The organism is Pseudomonas salicis (assembly GCF_057128705.1).
In genome coordinates this window covers 167,052-188,372 of record NZ_JBSKHU010000001.1, presented here as the reverse complement: position 1 = coordinate 188,372, position 21,321 = coordinate 167,052, and the positions used below count along the sequence as shown (strand labels likewise).

The following is a 21,321-nucleotide window of genomic DNA, read 5'->3' as shown; positions in this document are numbered from 1 at the left end:
GATGGCAGATTTTGAAGGAACCCCTGGCCACCGTCCCGCTCCAAAAACATCAACGCAGGCCACGGTCTGCGGGGCCCGGCGCTAGTGCAAGTTATCGCCGTTTCTGATCTGATGGCGCCTCGGGGTGCGCTGTCACTGATCACCACAGGAAAATCGCCATGTGTCATGGGAGGCCGCGTTGAACGACCAGACTCGGGAAGAGTTGGCCGCTGAAGTCACACGACTGCGCAGCGAACTGGCGCAGGTGCGCGGCGCCGAGGCTGCGTTGCGGCAGAACGCCGAACGCTCCAGCACGATCCTTGAAACCATTGAAGCCGCTTTCGCCATTGTCGAGGTCAAGTTCGACGCCGACGACCTTCCCGTGGATTACCGTTTCGTCGAGGCCAACCCCGCGTTCGAGCAGCAGGCGGGGGTCAACCTGCGAGGCAAATGGGTCACCGAATTCGCGCCGAACCTCGAACGCTTCTGGTTCGAGACCTACGGCCACGTGGCCAAGACCGGCGAGCCTGCCAATTTCGAGAGCTACGCCGAGGCGTTCGAGCGCTGGTTCGACGTGCGGGCGATTCGAGTGGGGGATCCGGCGGAGCGTCAGATCGCGATTTTCTTCAGCGATGTTACCGAACGGCGCCGCGCCCAGGAACGCCTGTCGATCAGCGAGGCCATTGCCCGGGAAAACATCGAGCGCGTGCAATTGGCACTGGCAGCCGGAGCCATCATCGGCACCTGGCACTGGCACCTGCCCTCTGATCGGTTTGCCGTGGACGAAGCCTTCGCCCGGGCGTTCGGCCTCGACCCAACGCTGGGGCGTGAAGGCCTGAGCCTGGAGCAAGTCATCGCCACCGTTCACCCCGAAGACCGGGAAGGCTTGAAGGTCGCCATCACCGCCGCGATTGCCCGGGGCGGGGCCTACGCTCACCAGTACCGCGTGCGCCGCGCCGACGGCGTCTATTACTGGCTTGAAGCCAACGGCCGCGTCGAGCTGGCGGAAGACGGCACGCCGCTGCGTTTCCCCGGTGTGCTGATCGACGTCGAAGAGCGCCGCTCGGTGGAAAACGAGCGTGACAAAGCCACGGCGGCATTGCGGGCGCTGAACGACACGCTGGAGCAGCGGGTCGTCGAACGCACTGCCGACCTCATGCAAGCCGAAGAAAAACTGCGGCAGTCGCAGAAAATGGAAGCGGTCGGCCAACTCACCGGCGGGATCGCCCACGACTTCAACAACCTGCTGGCCGGGATTTCCGGGTCGCTGGAACTGATGAGCAGCCGGATTCTTCAGGGCCGCTTCAACGACGTCGAGAAATACATCATTGCGGCCCAGGCCGCGACCCGCAGGGCGGCTGCCCTCACCCATCGGCTGTTGGCGTTCTCTCGCCGCCAGACCCTCGACCCGCGCCCCACGGACGTCAACGCGCTGGTATTGGGGATCACTGAAATGATCCAGCGGACTGTCGGCCCGGCCATTCAGCTACAAACCCTCGGGGCGCCGCAGTTGTGGGCCACGCGGGTGGACGCCGGCCAACTGGAAAACGCCCTGTTGAACCTCTGCATCAACGCCCGGGATGCGATGCCCCAAGGCGGCACGATTACCCTCGAAACCTCCAACCAGTGGCTGGACGCCGACGTCGCCGCCGCCCACGACATTCCGCCCGGTCCCTACGTGTCGCTGTCGGTCACGGACACCGGCACCGGCATGACGCCCGAGGTGATGTCCAAGGCGTTCGACCCCTTCTTCACCACCAAGCCCATCGGTCAAGGCACCGGCCTGGGCCTGTCGATGATCTACGGTTTCGCCAAGCAGTCAGGCGGGCAGGTCCGGGCGTATTCGGAGGTCGGGAAAGGCTCGACACTGTGCATCTTCCTCCCCCGTTACAACGGTGACGCGGTGACGGAAGAAAACCAGGCCTGTGATCCGCAAAGCCCTGCCTGTGCAGCCAGCGAGACCGTGCTGGTGGTGGACGATGAACCAACCGTGCGCATGTTGCTGATGGATGTCCTCGCCGATCAGGGCTACACGGTGATGGAGGCCGCTGACAGTGTGGCGGGGCTGAAACTGTTGCGCTCGGATGTGCACATTGACCTGCTGATTACTGATGTCGGCTTGCCGGGCGGCATGAATGGCCGGCAGATGGCCGACGCGGGGCGGGAAGTCCGGCCCGATCTGAAAACCCTGTTCATCACCGGTTATGCGGAAAATGTGGCCCTCGGCAACGGCGATCTGGGGGCCGGCATGTGGGTGCTGACCAAGCCGTTTGCCGTGGACGCACTGACGTCGCGGGTGCGTGAGCTGATGAACAGCTGACAGGGCTTTTATCGAACAGAGGCTAATGACCTGATGGGATTTGCTGATTCGACACCTTCCGTTTCCCTTCGCCGGGCACGACCCGACGACGCGATGGGGATTGCATCACTGGTAGACGAGGCCTATTCGCCCTACATCCCGCGCATTGGCCGCAAGCCGGGGCCGATGCTCGACGATTATGCGCAGGTGATCGAGGAATCCGTGGTGTACGTCTGCGAGGACGACACCGGGATCACCGGCGTGCTGGTGGTGCAACCGGAAGACACCGACCTGTTGCTGGTCAATGTCGCGGTCGCCAACCGCTGCAAGGGCCAGGGCATCGGCAAGCAGCTAATGAGCTATTGCGAAGATTGCGCCCGTGCGCTGGGCTGCCTGGGGATTCGGCTGTACACCCACGAATTGATGACTGAAAACCTCGCGATCTACAGCAAGCTCGGCTACCGGGAAACCCATCGGGCAACGCAGCAAGGCTTCGCGCGGGTGTTCATGCGCAAGCCGCTCGGTATTTCCTGACTCTTTACTCAATTTTTACGGAGTCTGGACGTTCGTTTACACGGATCGGGTGTTTCATACACACATGGCGAACCCAAACACATCGCCTGAGGAGACACCATGATTTCGAAGATGACTAAAGCCTTGATCCTGTCCGGTTGCCTGGTCGCTGCGGGTGCAGCCTCCGCAAGTGAACGCGATGTGGTCGTGCCCGTCATCGCCGGGGCGGCAGTCGGTGCAGTGCTGGCCACCGTGCTCAGCGGTTCCGGCCATGACCACCACCGTCCCGAGTATCGTGATTACCGCCCACAGCCTCGCTATCAGCCGGTGTATCAACCCGTGGCCTATGTGCCGGTGCAGCGAGTGGAATACCGTCGCTTCGCCCCGCCGCCACCGCATGGGTATTACGGTCGGGGTTATGACCGTCACTATGACCATCGTGGGGACGGTCGCTGGTAACACTGCTCTCGTAGCCCCTCGTGCCATGACGTTGGCACGGGGGGCTGCGACGTGAAGGGCTGACCCTGGCTGGCAATCAAGGCCACTGGATCTTCAACGCCCGAGCAGTCGCCGGGCCGACAATGCCGTCCGCCACCAGACGGTTCATCGTCTGGAACGCGATCACCGCCGCCGTTGTATGCGGGCCGTATTCTCCGTCGATCTTGCCCGGATCGATGCCCAACGCCTTCAGACGCTGTTGAACCTCTTTGACCTTTGCATTTTTGACCGGCGTGTCTTCCAGCCGGACAAATGCGGGTTGCACCTGAGCACGCAAGGTCCTTTGATCGCTGTTGTAGCTGACACCGGGAACCCGGCAGATGAAATCCCAGACCCTGCCCCCCACATTTCCCGCCCGTACGCCCAATCGGGTACCTGCCGCCTCCATGGTTTTACCCAAGCCGTCGGAAATCGCCACGTGACCCATCTGGCCTGGAAGCGGAGGTTTGCGAATCAGGACAACCCCGGCCGTCAGCCGAGCGTCCGACTCATCGCTGGGGAGCAGCGTGCCGTTTTTCGCATCCCTGACCCAGGCCCCGGAATAGGCCTCGGTGGTCGCAGGGTTGCCGTTGTTGTCGATACAGCCATACAACACGCCGAGTTTCTGGTAGAGCACCCACGAGACAAACTCTGCGCAATCCCAAGGACCGCTCCAACGCGGGTTGTCTTTCGGGACCAGTACGTTGGCGTACTTCTGGCCCTCTTTGGTGGCAGCAAGCGCGTATACATCATTTCCAGTGACCATGGACTTCTCCTGTTCGCGTTTTGGATGAGCGAAGCACTAAGGCGGGCGATACTCACCGAACACAGAGAACCAGCGATCAACTAAAAACTCACGACCTTGCCAGGTCGAACATCAGAAGAGCCCTCGTTCAACATAGGCAAATTTCTGACTTTGGCAACATCCACCGCGACGGCCTATCAGCAGGAAAGGCATGCATGGACGCATCCGTTCGCCTGCGGCGTCCCTCGGCGCGAACGGAAGAAGAGCGTGATCACCTTCAAGGTTGTTCAACAGAATTCCTCCACAGCCGTCACCGTTGAAGACCCGACAGTGAAGGTCGAGCTTGAACATGGGCAGAATGCATTCGTAACGGCCTCATTCAACCGCTTCAGACAGAGCGGGGCCGAACCCTCGTCAGGTGCGGCCCCGCTGTGCACGCTTCCTTTTGTTACTGCAACGCTTGACTACCCACCGGTGCCTTGTGCACCGCGGGCGGCAGATCCTTCGCCACCGCCGGTGCCGTCTCCCGCATTTTCACCGCGCACGCCGTCGAGACCACGCCCAGCAAACTGAACAGAATCGCAGGCCCCATCCACCCCACTTGCGAATACAGCGCCGTGGCGATGAACGGCAGCGTACCGGCCACCAGCGACGCGCAGTTGTACCCCAGCGAGATACCGGACGACCGCACGTTGGCCGGGAACTGCTCGGTGAACCAGCTGGCCTCGACCGCGAAGATCGGGTCGTGGCTGAGGATCAGCGCCATGGCCACCGCGACAATGATCAGCGGCACGATCCCGGTGTTGATCATCATGAACATCGGGATGCCGAACACGATGGTGAACAGCGAGCCGATCAGGAACACCGGTTTACGCCCGATCCGGTCGCTCAACGCGCCGTAGAACAGATGGCTGCCCAGGCCGATGGCCGAGCCGATCATCGTGCCCCACAGCACGTTCTGTTTCGTGGCGATGCCGGAGAGGACCACGTAAGACAGCATGAAGCTGGTCGCAAGGTAATAACCGCCGGTCTCGGCCAGACGCAGACCCGCAATTTGCAGCACTTTGCGCCAGTCCTCACGAATCACTTGCAGCGCGGGCTGTTTGACCAGGGTGTTTTCAGCCTTGGCCTTTTCGAACTCTGGCGACTCACTGACGCTCAGACGAATCCACATGCCGACGGCCACCATCACGACCGACGCCAGGAACGGCGCGCGCCACACCCAGTCGCCTTCGAACAGCACCGCCGACAGCAGGAATGCGCCGTTGGCCATCAGCAGCCCCAGCGGAATGCCGATCTGCGGCACCGCGCCGAAGAAACCGCGACGGTGGGCCGGGGCATGTTCACAGGCCATCAGCACCGCGCCGCCCCACTCCGCACCGAACCCGATGCCCTGAATCATCCGCAACAGAATCAGCAAGATCGGGGCGATGACCCCGGCCTGCGCATAGGTCGGTAACGCACCGATCAACACCGTCGCGCCGCCCATGGCCAACAATGACCAGAGCAACACCGTCTTGCGACCCAGCCGATCACCGAAATGCCCCGCCAGATAGCCGCCCAGCGGGCGCATGAAGAAACCCACGGCCATGGTGGCGAACGCCGCGAGGATGCCGACGATGGGCTCGGTGGTGTGGAAAAATACTTGGCCAAACCAGCCGGCCGCCGCCGTGCCATAGATGAAGAAGTCATAACTTTCCACGGCCGAACCGACCATGGAAGCGAAGGAGACTTTTCCGGCTTTGCTGTCTGTCTGGCTTGACGCCGTTGTGGATCTGCTCATGGCAAACTCCGAACTTTTATTGTTGTTGTAGCGGGCAGATCACGAACCTGCCCTGAAGTGTTGGAACGTCGTTACATCTGTATCGGGCGTCAGTCCCAGGTCTCGATGACCCGGCTGTCGTCCCGCTTGCCCAACCCGGCTTCAAAAGCCTGGCTGAAACGGGCGTGGGCAATGTCGAGCAACGGCACGACAGCACCACAGCTCTGGGCTTCCGAGGCCACAAGGCCGCTGTCCTTGACGAAAATGTCGACCATGCTCGTCACGCGGGTGTCAGTGCCTTCGAGCATGCGCGGGCCTCGGTCGGACAACATCCACGAGCCGCCCGCGCCCTTTTGCACCAGATCCAGCACCCGCGCCGGGTCAAGGCCCAGCGAACGTGAAAGGCTGAGCGCTTCGGCGGCGGCCACAAGGTGCACCGAACACAGGTGCTGGTTGACGACCTTGATCGCCTGCCCGTCGCCGATATGCGTGCCCGCGTCGCGCACTTCACCCATGCTCCGCAGCACCGGTTCGACGCGCTCGACAGCGGCCAGAGGCCCCGACGCAAAAATCAGCAGGCTGCCGGTTTCCGCCCGCGCCACGCCACCGGTGACCGGCGCGTCCACCACCTGCACGCCTTTCTCCAGCAAGCGCACGGATTGCTCACGCACCGAGGCCGGGCCGACCGTGCTCATGACCACCCAATGCTGACCGGGCTTCAGCTCGGTGCACTGGCTGACCAACGCATCCAGCTGCGCGGGGGTGGCGACCATGACCACCACCACGTCGGCATCGATTGCCACGCGCCAGTCAGCGCTCGATTCAATGCCGTGGGTCAACGCGAGGGCGCGGTTCGCTTCGCTCAATTCGACGCCGACAACGCCATGCCCCGCCTTTTGAATCTGCCGGGCCATGGGCAGGCCGATGGCGCCCAGACCAATGAATGCAACGTTCATCTGCGCGCTCCTCATGCCAGCCACTGACGGATGTTGGTCGCCATGACTTGAGTGGAAATCCCGTAGCGGTCATGCAACGTCGGCAGGGCACCGGCGTCGAGGTAGGCGTCCGGCAAGGCGATCTGCTGGAAGGCCGGGCTGACCCGCGCTTTCAACAGGGCGAGCGCCACGGCTTCCCCCAGACCGCCGACGGTGCTGTGGTTTTCCGCGACGATCACCAGACGCCCGCTGCGGCGGCACTGCTCGATGATGGTGGCTTCGTCCAGTGGTTTGATGGTCGGCACGTGCAACACCGCCACATCAGCGCTGCCGTCGCCCAGCAGCTCAGCGACTTCCAGGGCGCGCATGGTCATGATGCCGCTGGAAATGATCAGAACGTCCTTGCCATCGCGCAGCAACTTGGCCTTGCCCAGCTCAAACTTATAGTCGTACTGGTCCAGCACCATCGGCACCTTGCCGCGCAGCAGGCGCATGTAGACCGGGCCGTTGTATTCAGCAATGGCGGCCACGGCTTGCGCGGTGTCCAGCGCGTCGCACGGGTCGATGACGGTCAGGCCAGGCACGGCGCGCATCAGCGCCAGGTCGTCGGTCGCCTGGTGGCTCGGGCCGTAACCGGTGGTCAGGCCCGGCAGCGCGGCGCAAATCTTGACGTTGAGGTTTTCCTCGGCGATTACCTGATGAATGAAGTCATAAGCGCGACGGGTGGCGAACACCGCGTAGGTGGTGGCGAACGGGATCATGCCCTCTTTCGCCATGCCCCCTGCTGCGGCCATCAGCAGCTGTTCGGCCATGCCCATTTGCAGGTGACGCTCGGGGAACTCACGACCGAAGATGTGCAAGTCGGTGTATTTCGACAGGTCGGCGGTCATGCCGACGATGCGGGAATCTTTCTGCGCGGCAGCGACCAATGCGTGACCGAACGGTGCGGCTTCGGTGCGCTGCCCTTCGCTGGCAATCGAGGCAATCATCGCCGAGGTGGTCAGGCGCGGTTTGTTCATGGTTGGCGTATCCATTTCAGCGTTTCTCCGATTCCAGATGGGACTGGTAGCTGGCATCCAGAACCTTGATCGCGGCCTGCCATTCATCAGGCTCGACGCGAATGAAGTGGTTCTTTTCGCGCACTTCAAGGAAGTCCACGCCTTTGCCCATCAGGGTGTCGAACAGGATCACGCGGGGTTTCGCCTCTTTCAGCGCCATGGCTTCATCAAAGGCAGCGATGACCGCAGCCAAGTCATTGCCATCGATACGTTGCACGTGCCAGCCGAACGCCTGCCATTTGTCGACCAGGGGTTCGAAATCGAGGATCTCGTGGGAGTTGCCGTCGGCCTGCTGTTTATTAAGGTCGACCAGCGCGATCAGGTTGCCCAGCTTGTGGTGAGCCGCAGACATGGCGGCTTCCCAGGTCGAGCCTTCGTCCAGTTCGCCGTCGGACATCGAGTTGAAGACCCACGCCGGGTTGCCTTTCATGCGCAGCCCCAGCGCCATGCCGACGCCAATGGGCAAGCCCTGGCCCAGCGAACCACCGGAAATTTCCATCCCCGGCGTGTAGCTCGCCATGCCGGACATCGGCAGACGGCTGTCGTCGGAACCGTAGGTTTCCAGCTCGCTTTCGGGAATGATTTGCGCCTCGATCAACGCGGCGTAGAGGGCGATTGCGTAGTGCCCGTGGGACAGCAGGAAGCGGTCGCGGCCTTCCCACAGTGGATCGTTGGGCTTGACGTTCATGGCGTGACAGTAAGCGGTGGCGAGGACATCGGCCCAGCCCAGCGCTTGCCCGACATAACCCTGACCCTGGACTTCGCCCATGCGCAGGGCGAAACGACGGATGCGCCACGCATGATGCGCGACACGCTGCAGCGGCGACGTGGCCACGGCGGCGCCTTGAGGAATTGTTGTCATTATGGGTGCCTGCTTATTTTTATCGGTTCACGATTCAGAGCAGGAAGCAGGCTATCGACTGGTGTTTCGAATTCATCAAAGGGCCTGCGTCCGACTTGCAATCAAGCTAACATCGAGAAATAAGCCCCTACAAAAGACATTTTTACAGCAATGAATGAACAGAATTCACTAATACAACAACTGCGCAGAGTGCCGCTGTCTTCCCTGCGGGTCTTCGAATCGGCGGGACGCACCGGCTCGTTCATTCAGGCCGCACAAGAGCTTGGGATTTCGCCAAGCGCGGTCAGTCATTCCATCCGCAAGCTGGAAGAGTCCATCGACATCCAGCTGTTCGAGCGCACCACCCGTGAAGTCAACCTGACACCGAAGGGCCGGTTGCTGATGGAGCATGTGCAGCGCGGGCTCGACGAAATGCAGCGCGGTTTCATGCTGGCCAAGACCGAGGAACCGCCGCCCCTGCGCCTGCACACCGCCCCCAGTTTCGGCATGCAATGGTTGATGCCACGACTGTCGCGCTTCGTGCAGGCGTACCCGTCCATCGACCTGCGGTTCTCCGCCAGCACCGATTACGCGCAATTCGAAAACGATGATTTCGACCTGGACATCGTCTACGGCGAACCGCGCTCCAACCTCATCGAAAAAATCCCGCTGGCCGTGGAGCACCTGACGCCGCTGTGCAGCCCCGAACTGGCGGCCAGCATCCGCACGCCCCAGGACTTGTACGAACACCGTTTGATTCAGTGCGATGTGCAAATGCTGCAATGGAAAGGCTGGTTCGAGGCCAACCACCTCATGTCACCGCACCATTACGCCCTGCGCTTCGACCGCAGCATCATGGCCATTGCGGCCGCCACCAGCGGCATGGGCGTGGTGCTGGAATCGACCCTGCTGGCCCAGACCGAACTGGAAAAAGGCACGCTGGTCGCCCCGCTCCGCGCCGTGACCCACGACATTCAATACATCGGGCACTACCTCGTTTACCCGAAACGGCGGACCCGGCATGAGGCAGCGGAAGTGTTCAAAAAGTGGTTGTTGGATGAGTTGGGGTTGCGGCCTGTCGGGGCGGGGCCGTGAACTCGCTGCCCCGCCGTCACCTGATCGCGCCGTGGCCGGGAACCTGTGGGAGCGAATTCATTCGCGAAAGAGAGCTCAGGCGATGGAGATGCTGTGGATGTACCCACCCTTCGCGGGTGAATTCCCTCCCACAGGATTGCTCTTATCATTTCATGGTGTGAAACTGCCCGAATCCGCTGATAACAGACAAACAGTGGCCCACACCCATCCGACCTGACGACTCGTTCCTCATGCACAATGCCTACGCCACGCTCGACAACCCCACCTGGCATGCATTGAATACCCTCCAGCGCCATCTCGGCGAAAGGGACGCGTTGAGTGGCCGTTACTTGCCAGACGTCGCGCCTTTCGCCTCGGTCGTCGAACCTTCACCAGAAGCGTTCGCAGCGCTGCACGACCTGATTCCTCACGACGGCCAGGTGGCGATCCAGACCCTGTCGCCTTTGCCCACCCTGCACAATCTGCTCGTGAGCGAGATCGGCACCCTTGTGCAGATGATCGCTCCCGGCGCCCCGCTGACCTCCGACGACACCGACCTGCAACCGCTGGGGATGGCGGATATTCCGGACATGCTGCAACTCACCGCCAGCGCCCGTCCTGGCCCGTTCGGTCCGCGCACGATCGAAATGGGCCGCTATCTGGGCGTCCGCGACAATGGCCGGTTGATCGCCATGGCCGGCGAGCGCATGCGCCTCGACGGATTCACGGAAATCAGCGCCGTGTGCGTGGACGAGGCGTATCGCGGGCGGCAACTGGCGGGGCGCATGATGAACGCTCTTCGTCGCGACATTCTCTCCCGTGGCGCCACTCCGTTTCTGCATGTCCTCAGCAGCAACGTTTCAGCCATCGCCTTATATGAACGACTGGGCTTCGAAAGACGGCAGGTTTTTTTTCTGTCGGGCCTGCGACGCGCGGTGTAAGCCCGGGAGAAACGGGCGCTCACTGAACGTTAAAGCGCCCGATGGCTGGCCACAGGCTATTCCCGCTCGACGTTGTGTGATATTTACTCGCCCGCTCAACTGTCCACGCAGAGAATACCCTTCATGTCCTACCGCGCACCCCAGGACCTGGCCCTGAGTCTGGCGCTTTCCGCCCTGCTCGATGCTCAGGTCAGCGCGGGTCATTACGCCACCGACGAGGAGGCTCGACGTGCCGCTCTGCGCATCATGCAGGCCAATGACGCGGCCCGGCGCGACGTGGCGGCCGAGGCGCAGGGCGAAACCGCACTGTACGACTCCATGGACTTCACTCGACTGGCCCTGTCGGCCGTGCGCGGGGTCGGGGTATGGACCTATGAAGTGTCCAACGATTGCTTCTATTGCGATGAAGGCATCAGCGAGCTCTACGGCATCGATCCGCTTCAGGGGGCGGCGGGCATCAAACGCACGGACTTTCTCGCCAACGTCCACCCCGACGATCTGGTGGCCTTGCGCAAGACCATGGCAGGCGGCCTGGTCAACAGCGGCGACCTGGAACTCGAATACCGCATCCTGCACCCGAACGGCGCGATTCGCTGGGTGCTGTCCCGAGGGCACACCTATTTCAACAACGCGGGCGACCCCGTGCGCCGCACCGGTGTGGGTGTGGAAATGACCGCTCAACGGCTGCTGGAACAACAGCTGCGACAGAGCCAGAAAATGGAGGCTGTGGGTCAGTTGACCGGCGGCTTGGCCCACGACTTCAACAACCTGCTGACCGGGATCATGGGCAGCCTTGAAATGCTCCGGCTACGCATCGGTCAGGGCCGGTTGAATGACACCGAGCGTTATTTCGAGGCCGCCCAGGGTGCCTCGCGACGGGCCTCCGCGCTCACTCATCGTCTGCTGGCGTTCTCCCGGCGTCAGACGCTGGAGCCGACGTCCACCGACGTCAATGCGCTGATCCACGGCATGCTGGAGCTGATCCGCAGCACCATCGGGCCAGCCGTGCATATCGACATCCAGAACACCGCTGACCTGTGGCTGACCCAGGTGGACCCGAACCAGCTGGAAAACGCCCTTCTCAACCTCTGTATCAACGCCCGAGACGCCATGGTGTCGGGCGGCACGCTGACCATCGCCACCGGCAATCGCAACCTGACGTCCAAGGCCGCGGCAGACCTGGAGCTGCCCGTCGGCGAATACCTGACGCTGAGCGTCAGCGATACCGGCAGTGGCATGAGCGGTGACGTGATGGCCCATGCCTTCGACCCCTTCTTTACCACCAAGCCCACTGGCAAAGGGACCGGGCTGGGCCTGTCGATGATCTACGGGTTCGTGCGCCAGTCCGGTGGCAGCATTCACATTGAATCGTGCATGGACGTGGGCACCATTATGACGCTCTACCTGCCGAGGTCCACGCTCAACGTTGCAAGCGTGTCGCCGCCGACCGCTGTGTCCGGCGCACTGGCCGGGTTGGGGGAAACCGTGCTGGTGATCGACGATGAACCGACCGTGCGCATGTTGATCGCCGAAGTGCTGGAAGACCTGGGCTACACCGCCCTGGATGCGGAGGACGGTGCGCAAGGTCTTCAGGTGCTGCAATCGAACCAGCGCATTGACCTGCTGGTGACGGACGTGGGTCTGCCAGGCGGTCTCAATGGCCGGCAGGTGGCCGACGCCGGACGCAGCGTGCGCCCGGACTTGAAGGTGCTTTTTATTACCGGCTATGCGCACAACACACTGCTGTGGGAAGAACAACTGGAGCCCGGCATGCACTTGCTGACCAAGCCGTTCACCATGGACGACCTTGCCGCACGCATCAAATGCATTCTGGCGACCTGAAACAGACGCCGACTCCCTGCCGTTTGTCGGCAAAAAATGCCCTGCCCCCCTCGCCCCGCATGCCTCAGGCCCCCTCGGGGCTCCTGACAGTTATAACTTTCGTTATACCGCCACCGCCGCAAAAGTCTCAAAAACGAGACAGAAAACAACGCTCTTAAATAACCGCGCTTAAGTGGGTTACTCCTCCGAAAGATACTTTTTCAGGCGCGCTGTCTGAACCGGCCTTTCCGTGTGACTTTGCAGGACAGCCTCCGCGAAACACGCGGACCCGCACGAAAAACCGACGTCAACTTAGCGACGCGATTAGTCTTTTTAAACCGCACTAGTTAGTCACTCTAATTTTTGGCGCCAATTTATAAATGACATTATTTTTAGTTTCGTGGTGGCGTATTCCCATTATTTGTATTTACACTGTGACCACTCCAACAAACTTTGTATGTGCCTGCCATGAAACACACCACTTTAAGGATAATGATGGTGCTTCCCCTGTGCCTTGCCGCGACGGCATTTGCCGAAGAAAGCGTCAACACAACACCCGCTTTATCTTCTCAGCGTTCTCTCAATCGCGCTGAAGTGGGCGGACTGGTGGTCGGGCAGACAGTGACTCAGAACGGGCATGCGTTTTACGACAGTTTTGCCTCGGCCTGGGCCGAAAAAGATGAAGAAGGTCGTTTTACGGTTTCAGTCACGGAGCGCCCCACCGCACGTCTAGGCAGTCAGATTTTCATCAACTACGGCAATCGCCGGATGCTTCAGGTGGCGCTCCCACCGAACCGCAGCCAGATTGCCGGATTGGGTGCAGACGTGGCGGCTCAAGTGTTCCAGGCCATTCTTGACTACCAATTGGCGCAGTTCTTCGGGGACCCTGACATGGGTCGCGATGAGATCTAAAAGGAGTTAATCATGAACCGCTTGTCTCTTGCTTTCACCAGTCTGCTTTCGCTGTCCGGCCCCTGCGCCAGCGTCCTTGCCAGTGAACTGGTGTACGTCCCGGTCAACCCATCCTTCGGCGGCAACCCGCTCAACGGCCCCGTGCTGTTGAACCAGGCGAACGCACAAAACAAGTTCACCGAGAAGTCGTCTTCCTCGGGATCGACGCAAAGCACGCTGAATCAGTTCAACAGTATGTTGCAAAGCGCGATTCTAAGCCGCGTCTCATCGGCGGTGACATCAAGCATTGTCGGCACCGACGGCAAGTTGACGCCAGGAACCGTTGAAACCACGGACTTCACGATTTCCATCGTCAACTTGTCGCCAGGCTTATTGCAAATAACCACCACCGATAAAACCACCGGCCAAAGTACGTCGTTCCAGATCAACCAATAAGTAACGGTCGCTGTACCGCTTCAGCACTAACGATTTCGCTGTAACGCTCCTGTAAGACGTGTTGTGCCTTGTGCAATAACTCGCGGGCGTCGCTCGCCTGCCATAAACCCAGAAACAACTAAAACATTGAATAAAGGAATTAATCATGCAAGCACGTAAATCCCTTATCGCCCTCGCAGTACTGGCTTCTGTCTCAGGCGCAGCTTTCGCTGGCAACGGCACCGTCAACAGCTACCAGGACGGTAGCTTCAACGGTGCCAACATTGAACAGAGCGGTGCGATCAACTCCACCACTACCCTTAACCAGACTGGCAACCGTAACGTTGCCGGTACCGAAGCCAGCAAAGTGCTTCAGGCGTCCCGTGACAGCAACCTGACCATCCTGCAGAGCAATGCCTACAACACGGCCTACGCTACCCAGCGTGGCGGTGTCCAGAACAACGCAGCCATCGAGCAGGTTGGCAAAACCAACTTCAACTCGGACAACAAGCAGACCGCTACCCTGACCCAGGACGGTAGCTACAACACCGGCTACATCTCCCAGAAAAACAACCTGGGCCAACAAAACAGCGCCACCCTGAACCAGGACGGTTCCGGTCATACGGCCGAGCTCCGTCAGGAAGGCAATAACAAGGCAGTGGCCAACGTCAAGCAGTACAACAATGACAACCGCGCCTACGTCACTCAGAAGAACAACACGGATGCCACCGGCACCGTCACTCAGCGCGGCAACAACAACACGTCGAACCTGACCCAGACTGGCAGCTACAAAGTCACCGCTACCATCAGTCAGGACGGCGGCTACAACCAGGCCACCACCACCCAAGAGAACGGTACCCGCGACTCGACGGCTGACCTGACCCAGAACGGCAATGGCCACACCGGTTCGATTCTGCAGAACGACACCTGGACCACCCATGCCACGCTGACCCAGAACGGCAACAACAGCACCGGCACGATCTACCAGAACGTCGCTGATGGTTCCTCCGCGACACTGTCGCAGACTGGCAGCAACAACACCGGCGCGCTGACTCAGAAAAACTCGTTCGACGGCAGCATCCAAGCGACCCAAAACGGATCGTACAACCGCGTCGTAGCCAATCAAACCTACGGCTACGATCTGTCCGCGAAAATCACCCAGACCGGTGACGGCAACGCCACCACCAGCAACCAGACCGGTAGTAAAAACCGCCTGGTCGCCACGCAGGACGGCTACGAGAACAGCATCCTCAGCAACCAGGCTGGCGTTAACAACCTGGCTGAGCTGACTCAGCAAGCCGGCGGCCACAACTCGATCGACCTCAACCAGACTGCTTCGGCGTTCAGCAACACCGCTCGCGTTACTCAGTCCGGCAACTACCTGACCGCCAACGTCACCCAGACCGGCGGCCTGAACAACAACGTTGTGATCAATCAGCACTAATCCAGGTCGTACCCGCCGGTTCGCCGGCGGGTTTTTTCGGAGTTTTATCATGCGCGCCCGCACGATTTCATTGATGATTTTCGCCGCTGTAGTCCTGAGTGGTTGTGCCACTTCGCGCCCGGCGGGCACCATTTCTCCGGCGACCATTTCGCCGCCCACCCAATCCACCCGCGACCTCGCCAACCTGCCGCTTCCAGCAGGTCAGATTCCAGTGGCGGTGTACGGCATGCGTGACCAGACCGGCCAGTACAAGCCTTCGCCGGACAGTTCTTTTTCCACGTCAGTGACTCAGGGCGCCGCGTCGCTTCTGGTCGGGGCGTTACGCGATTCGCGCTGGTTCAAACCGGTGGAACGCGAAAACCTGCAAGACCTTCTGACCGAACGCAAGATCGTTCGAGCGCTGGAGCAGCCATCGGACCGGGCACAGACTCAACTGCCTCCGCTGCGTCCGGCCAACATGATCATCGAAGGCGCCATCGTCGCCTACGAAAGCAACGTGCGCACCGGCGGTTTCGGCGTGCGTTACCTGGGCATCGGCCCGTCGGACATTTACCGCCAGGATCAGGTGACCATCAACCTGCGAGCAGTGGACATCCGCACCGGCGACGTGATCCAGAGCATCACCACCACCAAGACCGTGTTTTCTATCCAGCTGGATTTCGGCGTCTTCAAGTTCGTGTCGCTGCGTCACCTGCTGGAAGTGGAAACCGGCCTTTCACGCAACGAACCGGTTCAGCAGTGCGTGCGTGAAGCCATCGAAGCGGGCCTGATTCACCTGATTGCCCAAGGTGCCCGCGACGGCAGCTGGTCCCTGAAAAACCCGGACGACCTGAAAAAGCCCCTGCTTGCGGGCTACCTGAAGGCGTATGACGAGCAGACGATGAATACGCCAATTACCTCTGCGGAGCAGACCAAGCTCTTGGGAGATTCAAGTGCGCAACCACAATAAATATGCGCTGCTGACCTTCGCTGCCTTACTGACCCTTGGCAGTACGCTGTGTTCGGCCGCCGACCTGGTGTCCGAGGCCCGCTACTCCGGCCTTGGTGTGTCGGGCAGCCGGGTTGACCTGAGCCAGATCGGCTCCTACAACCGCGCCACTGTCGATCAAAGTGGCCAACGCCAGCGTCTGGTGGAAATCCAGACGGGCCAGGCCAACGCGGCGACCATTAACCAGAGCGGCGCCTACAATGCCGCGTATGCCCAGCAGAACGGCTACAACAACGTTATGACCCTGGAGCAGAGCGGGCGCTACAACCAGGCGGCCATCGCGCAGGTGGGCACCGGCAACCAGGCCAACGTCGTGCAAAGCGGCGCCTATAATCAGGCGTACGTCGGGCAGTATGGCCAGAACAACCAGGCCAACGTCACCCAAAGCGGGTTTGGTGGCGTGGTCAGTGTCCAGCAGTTCGGCAGCAACATGAACGCTACAGTCACGCAGAAGTGAGACCCATGATCGACTTATCGCAATTGGTCGTCGCCATTGATACCCACCGTGAAGGGGCGGCTGTGCTGATTCGTCCGCACATCGAAAACCCGACGCCCTTGACCCTGCGTTACCGCATGGCGATCAGCCAACGCAGCGCCGCGGGCACCTCCAGCATCAGCCAGCAGGGCGATATCCAGACCGGCGCCAGCACCTCTCTCGTGCGCCTGAGCATTCCACCGGAAGCCGCCTGCAACATTCACCTGGAACTCTTCCAGGACGGCGTATTGGTCAAATCCCTCGACAAGAACTGCGACGAAACCACGAGCTGACGCTTAATCATTCCCCTTCAGTAACACCCGGATCTTGTCGGTATCCTCAGCAGTGGCAGGGTTGTAAATAACCATGCCGAGGTCCGGCCTGCCATCCACGGCAAATCCCGAATACTCCAGCGCGATCAAGCCCATCGTCGGATGATGCAGCCGCTTGCTGCCTTCACCGTGTACCCGCACATCGTTGTCCCGCCAGAACCGCGCAAAGTCAGCGCTCAACACGCACAGCTCCTCGGCCAGTTTGCTGACCTCCGACGCCGCCCCCGCTCGAATCGCATCCGCGCGAAACGCCGCCACCACGAACCTCGCCATGCTCTCCCAATCCTCCTGCCGTTCGCGCACGCCCTGCCGACAGAACATCAGGCGCAGAATGTTGCGCTCCTTCACCGGCAGCAGGCTGTAATCGGTGAATACAACAGCCGCCGCACGATTCCAGGCCAGTACATCCCAAGTGGCCGTCTTGATGATCGCGGGGCTGAACTCAAGGGTGTCCAAGAGGCGCTGCAAACGCGGCGTCACGCCTTCAGGCGCCCGGTAAATCACTTCGGGCGGGTGGCCGAACGCGAGCATGAACAAGTGTTCGCGCTCAGGTTCGGTCATCAACAGGCTTTGGGCGATGCGGTTCAACACCTCGGTGGACGGCGCGCCACCCCTGCCCTGTTCCAGCCAGGTGTACCAAGTGGCGCTGATGTTGGCGCGCTGCGCGACCTCCTCGCGACGCAATCCCGGCGTGCGCCTGCGCGCATTGGAAAAGCCGAAACTCGCCGGGTCGAGCCGCCCCCGGCAATCCTTCAAATACGCACCCAGCAATTGAACCGACTGATCTGACATAGCGAGCCTGTTAGTGTGTATACCCTGATAACGTCACGTCTTTAACTGGATACAGACTACGCGCAGGCTGGTGTTTTCAGCAAAGCGAGAGTGACCCCATGCGCGTATTTCTCACCGGCTCCACAGGTTTCATCGGCACCCAGGTCACGCGGGAATTGCTCGACGCAGGCCATGACGTGCTGGGTCTGACCCGCTCCGATCAGGGTGAACGTGCGTTGCGTGCCGTAGGCGCCGTCGCTTACCGAGGCGACATCGAAGACCTCGACAGCCTGCGCAAAGGCGCCGAACAATGCGACGCGGTGATCCACACCGCCTTCGATCACGATTTCACTCACTTCGTCGAAAATTGCCAGAAGGATGGCCGCGTCATCACGGCGTTAGGCGCTGCGCTGGAAGGTTCGCCGCGGCCATTGATCATCACCTCCGGCACCGCCATGGGCTGCCCCGCCCCCGGCCAGCCTGCGGACGAAGACCATTTCGACCCGGCCCATCCCCATCCACGCACCGCCTCGGAACTGGCCGGCCACGCACTGAGCGAGCGGGGTATCAATGTGGTGGTCATGCGCTTGTCGCAAATCCACAACCCGGTGAAACAGGGCCTGGTCACCTACCTCATCGACTTGGCGCGGCAGAAAGGCGTGTCGGCTTACGTCAGTGAAGGAAACGAACGGTGGTCCGCCGCACACCTTGCCGACACGGCCCACCTCTACCGCCTGGCCCTGGAAAAACACGCGCCCGGCGCCCGCTACAACGCCACCGCCGAACAGGCCATTGCCTTCCGCGACATTGCGCAGGTGATTGGCGAAGGGCTGGGCGTGCCGGCCGTTTCCCTGAGCCCTGAACAGGCGGCAGGGCATTTCGGCTGGATGGCCGGGTTCGCGGGGCAGGACATGTCGGCGTCGAACACCAAGACACGGGAACGGCTGGGGTGGAACCCGAAGGGGCCGGGGTTGTTGGAGGATGTGCGGGTGTGTCTCAGTCGGTGATCCACATTCGGGGCGCCGGATCACCTGTAGCCGTGGGCGTGCTCGCGATGGCGTCAGGTCAAGTACTCAGACACCTGACGCTGATTCAGCCTCGCTTGCTCCCGTACGCCTCCATGCCTCGACGACGCGTCAGCCTTGAGCGACGTCGGCACCGCCCTCGATCCCGAGGCATTCCGACAGCGAGCTGAATTCGCCGTATCGGCACAGCCAGTGCGTCAGGAACGTGTACCCCACGGTCAACCCCGCGAGTGCAGCCCGCGCCTCGCGGTGCGCACGACGGTTGCGGGCAGCGGCCTGAGCACGGGTTTCGTCCTTGTACTTTGTGGACAACATTGAAAACAGCAAGAACACCACGCAGAGGTAAAACAAGACCACCAGGATCACTTTCGCGACCAGCGACACCATCGCCTTCCAAAGCGAGTCATTGGCCTGAATGGACGTCCATGCGCTGAACGCCACGGTGGCCACGACAGCGGCCACGAGAACCGCGTAAGGAATGCCGGCAGGAACCTCAAGCCAGGTCAACAGCAAGAAAACCAGAAAACCCGCGAAGGGAAGCACATTAGCAACGACAGCGTCGGTGTAATCGATGTACACCGTCAGCGTCTCCCGTCTGTGCAAAACCATGGCTGAACCCGTGACAGCGCCCAGAATAAGCAATGCGTACTTCCAGGCGGGTCCTTCCCAGAATCGTGTCCATAGGCTTGGACCGGACGCGCCCTGGACCGTCGACGGCTGAGCGACCACGCGAGGCGCCGCTTGAGTCTGCGTTTGAGCGGGCCGCTGCACGGAAGGAACAGGCGCGATCGCGGACGGTGCTTTCACGACTGGCGGTGCGATGGCGACAGGCGCAGCCGGCACATTTGTTGGGGCCTGTGTCTGCGCGGCCTGTTGCTGTCGAAGTCGCTCCGCCTCGACCGCTTCACGCTGCGCCTGTTGTCGATTCCACTCGGCAATGGACGCCTGCTCCTTTTCACGCTGCACGTATTGCTGAAGCACTTTGATGCGGTCGGATAACGTCGTGTCGAGACACTTCTGCACCGTGCACTGATTGCGAACGATCAGCCACTCACGTTGCGACGCCTGAAGGGCTGCCGGATCAGAGGCCGCTGCCATGGCCTTGCGATATTCACCCGCGAGGATGCTGTCCACACCTGAAAGATAGCCGTCCCGGCAAATCTCTTTTTCGGCGAAATTGGAGGCTTTGCTGCAGTCGAAACTGACTGCGAACACGGGGGTTGAAAGGCTCAAGAGCAGCAGCAATAGAAACCGATGCATGGGATCGTCCTTGATGGGGGAAAAGAGGGATAAATGACCAGGCTTCAGGGTGTAACGGCAGCCGACGGAATATATTGAATTCATGGATTTGTCGTAGGGGGGCGTCATCCTGCACGCACCGCCGCCAAGATTCGTTAAACCTGTGACATCGGAGTTGGGTCTGAAGCACATGACCCTGCCTCGGCGTCTGGCAGGATTTCGACGCGGGCACATTAGACGTGGGAGCGACACATGAAACAGATCACAGCAGGCGTCCTCAACGTCGCCTACCTCGAAAGCGGTCCCGCCGACGGGCCAGTCGTGGTGCTGTTGCACGGATTTCCTTACGACGTTCGCGCCTATGACGAGGTCGCGAAACGGCTCGCGGACGCGGGTTGCCGTTGCATCGTGCCGTACTTGCGGGGCTACGGCCCCACGCGCTTTCTCGATGCGTCCACGCTTCGATCCGGTGAACAGGCCGCCCTCGGCGCCGATCTGCTGGCCTTGCTTGACGCGCTGAGCATCGAACGTGCGGTGCTGGCGGGCTATGACTGGGGTGGCCGCGCGGCGTGTGTCGTCGCAGCGTTGTGGCCCGAGCGGGTGATCGGCCTGGTAAGCGGTGATCCGGGCTACAACATTCAGGACATTGCTGCCGCCAACACGCCCTCTTCACCCCGGAGCGAGCATCGTCTCTGGTATCAGTATTACCTCCATGGCGAGCGTGGATATGCCGGGCTAAAGGCCAATGGCAAAGCGTTCTGTCGCCTGCTGTGGGAACAGTGGTCGCCCAGCTGGACATTCAGCGACGAGACCTATGAGGCGAGCGCGGATTCGTTTTCCAACCCGGACTTTGTCGACGTCGTGACCCACTCCTACCGCCACCGGTTCGCGTTGGTCGAGGGCGATCCCCGTTACGCCGAGATCGAACGCCAACTGGCGCAACGGCTCCCGATCTCTGTGCCGAGCGTGATTCTGAGCGGGGCCGATGACGGGGTGTCGTCGAAGCGGGATAACACGGCTGCCGTGAAAGGCTTCAGCGCGAAGGTGCGCAGACAGGTGCTGCCGGGCGTGGGTCATAACGTCCCGCAAGAGGCACCGGCCGTGTTCGCCGATTCGGTGTTGGAGGTGCTGAACCGCTGAGCATCCAGGCATCCCGCTGTCGGGTGCTTGAGCATTCGACACGGACGCTCTGAAGGCTGCGCCTCTTTCCCACTCAACATGACGCCCCACACCGTCAGATGTAGGGGTTTAACCGGCGATTGTTCGATAACAAATC

20 protein-coding genes and 1 pseudogene are annotated in these 21,321 nt (G+C 61.1%); 14 read left to right on the top strand and 7 right to left on the bottom strand.

What is annotated here, in order from left to right:
* Positions 1–241: 241 nt before the first annotated feature.
* From ACWKWE_RS00895 to ACWKWE_RS00885, 3 genes and pseudogenes are all read left to right on the top strand, one after another.
* Positions 242–2,299 (top strand): annotated as a pseudogene (locus tag ACWKWE_RS00895) (ATP-binding protein); the annotation flags it as partial.
* 93 nt (positions 2,300–2,392) lie between these two features.
* Positions 2,393–2,812: a GNAT family N-acetyltransferase gene (locus ACWKWE_RS00890; RefSeq protein ID WP_483849304.1), complete on the top strand. Its 420-nt coding sequence runs from the start codon at positions 2,393–2,395 to the stop codon at positions 2,810–2,812.
* A gap of 99 nt (positions 2,813–2,911) precedes the next feature.
* A complete protein-coding gene (locus ACWKWE_RS00885; RefSeq protein ID WP_166595413.1) occupies positions 2,912–3,250 on the top strand; it encodes a hypothetical protein in 339 nt (112 codons plus the stop codon).
* 76 nt (positions 3,251–3,326) lie between these two features.
* Here the strand turns inward: ACWKWE_RS00885 and ACWKWE_RS00880 are convergent, their stop codons facing one another.
* The 5 genes from ACWKWE_RS00880 to ACWKWE_RS00860 form a co-directional block, all read right to left on the bottom strand.
* The gene (locus ACWKWE_RS00880) at positions 3,327–4,034 is read right to left on the bottom strand and encodes a peptidoglycan-binding domain-containing protein (RefSeq protein WP_218576169.1); all 708 of its coding nucleotides are present in this window, start codon (positions 4,032–4,034) and stop codon (positions 3,327–3,329) included.
* A gap of 427 nt (positions 4,035–4,461) precedes the next feature.
* Positions 4,462–5,796 carry an MFS transporter gene (locus tag ACWKWE_RS00875; RefSeq protein WP_483849303.1) on the bottom strand — a complete coding sequence of 445 codons (1,335 nt, stop codon included), beginning with the start codon at positions 5,794–5,796 and terminating at the stop codon, positions 4,462–4,464.
* An 89-nt stretch (positions 5,797–5,885) separates the two neighbouring features.
* Entirely contained in the window at positions 5,886–6,731 is an 846-nt protein-coding gene (locus ACWKWE_RS00870; RefSeq protein WP_483849302.1) for an NAD(P)-dependent oxidoreductase, read from the bottom strand.
* Positions 6,732–6,742: 11 nt separating this feature from the next.
* Entirely contained in the window at positions 6,743–7,744 is a 1,002-nt protein-coding gene (locus ACWKWE_RS00865) for a transketolase family protein (protein WP_483849301.1), read from the bottom strand.
* Position 7,745: 1 nt separating this feature from the next.
* A complete protein-coding gene (locus ACWKWE_RS00860) occupies positions 7,746–8,630 on the bottom strand; it encodes a transketolase (protein WP_483849300.1) in 885 nt (294 codons plus the stop codon).
* A gap of 189 nt (positions 8,631–8,819) precedes the next feature.
* On the opposite strand from ACWKWE_RS00860, the gene ACWKWE_RS00855 reads away from it, so the two are divergent.
* From ACWKWE_RS00855 to csgH, 9 genes are all read left to right on the top strand, one after another.
* Entirely contained in the window at positions 8,820–9,704 is an 885-nt protein-coding gene (locus tag ACWKWE_RS00855) for a LysR substrate-binding domain-containing protein (RefSeq protein WP_483849299.1), read from the top strand.
* Between the two features lie 230 nt (positions 9,705–9,934).
* A complete protein-coding gene (locus tag ACWKWE_RS00850) occupies positions 9,935–10,624 on the top strand; it encodes a GNAT family N-acetyltransferase (RefSeq protein ID WP_483849298.1) in 690 nt (229 codons plus the stop codon).
* Between the two features lie 123 nt (positions 10,625–10,747).
* The gene (locus ACWKWE_RS00845; protein ID WP_483849297.1) at positions 10,748–12,466 is read left to right on the top strand and encodes an ATP-binding protein; all 1,719 of its coding nucleotides are present in this window, start codon (positions 10,748–10,750) and stop codon (positions 12,464–12,466) included.
* A 447-nt stretch (positions 12,467–12,913) separates the two neighbouring features.
* Positions 12,914–13,357, top strand: coding sequence for a CsgE family curli-type amyloid fiber assembly protein (locus ACWKWE_RS00840; protein WP_166595406.1), 444 nt, complete (start codon positions 12,914–12,916; stop codon positions 13,355–13,357).
* Between the two features lie 12 nt (positions 13,358–13,369).
* Positions 13,370–13,792: a curli assembly protein CsgF gene (locus ACWKWE_RS00835; RefSeq protein ID WP_483849296.1), complete on the top strand. Its 423-nt coding sequence runs from the start codon at positions 13,370–13,372 to the stop codon at positions 13,790–13,792.
* A 145-nt stretch (positions 13,793–13,937) separates the two neighbouring features.
* The gene (locus tag ACWKWE_RS00830; protein ID WP_483849295.1) at positions 13,938–15,215 is read left to right on the top strand and encodes a hypothetical protein; all 1,278 of its coding nucleotides are present in this window, start codon (positions 13,938–13,940) and stop codon (positions 15,213–15,215) included.
* Positions 15,216–15,264: 49 nt separating this feature from the next.
* The gene (locus ACWKWE_RS00825) at positions 15,265–16,164 is read left to right on the top strand and encodes a CsgG/HfaB family protein (RefSeq protein WP_166595403.1); all 900 of its coding nucleotides are present in this window, start codon (positions 15,265–15,267) and stop codon (positions 16,162–16,164) included.
* Positions 16,148–16,660, top strand: a complete 513-nt coding sequence (locus tag ACWKWE_RS00820) for a curlin-associated protein (RefSeq protein WP_341964199.1) — start codon at positions 16,148–16,150, stop codon at positions 16,658–16,660. Before ACWKWE_RS00825 ends, ACWKWE_RS00820 begins: the two co-directional genes overlap by 17 nt.
* Before the next feature lie 5 nt (positions 16,661–16,665).
* Positions 16,666–16,971, top strand: a complete 306-nt coding sequence (gene csgH, locus ACWKWE_RS00815; protein ID WP_166595402.1) for a curli-like amyloid fiber formation chaperone CsgH — start codon at positions 16,666–16,668, stop codon at positions 16,969–16,971.
* A gap of 3 nt (positions 16,972–16,974) precedes the next feature.
* Here the strand turns inward: csgH and ACWKWE_RS00810 are convergent, their stop codons facing one another.
* A complete protein-coding gene (locus ACWKWE_RS00810; RefSeq protein WP_483849294.1) occupies positions 16,975–17,802 on the bottom strand; it encodes a helix-turn-helix transcriptional regulator in 828 nt (275 codons plus the stop codon).
* 98 nt (positions 17,803–17,900) lie between these two features.
* Between ACWKWE_RS00810 and ACWKWE_RS00805 the strand changes: the two genes are divergently transcribed.
* The gene (locus tag ACWKWE_RS00805; protein WP_483849293.1) at positions 17,901–18,788 is read left to right on the top strand and encodes an SDR family oxidoreductase; all 888 of its coding nucleotides are present in this window, start codon (positions 17,901–17,903) and stop codon (positions 18,786–18,788) included.
* Between the two features lie 129 nt (positions 18,789–18,917).
* On the opposite strand, the gene ACWKWE_RS00800 is transcribed toward ACWKWE_RS00805, so the two are convergent.
* Positions 18,918–20,066: a lysozyme inhibitor LprI family protein gene (locus ACWKWE_RS00800; protein WP_483849292.1), complete on the bottom strand. Its 1,149-nt coding sequence runs from the start codon at positions 20,064–20,066 to the stop codon at positions 18,918–18,920.
* Positions 20,067–20,297: 231 nt separating this feature from the next.
* Between ACWKWE_RS00800 and ACWKWE_RS00795 the strand changes: the two genes are divergently transcribed.
* Entirely contained in the window at positions 20,298–21,185 is an 888-nt protein-coding gene (locus ACWKWE_RS00795) for an alpha/beta fold hydrolase (RefSeq protein ID WP_483849291.1), read from the top strand.
* Positions 21,186–21,321: the final 136 nt, after the last annotated feature.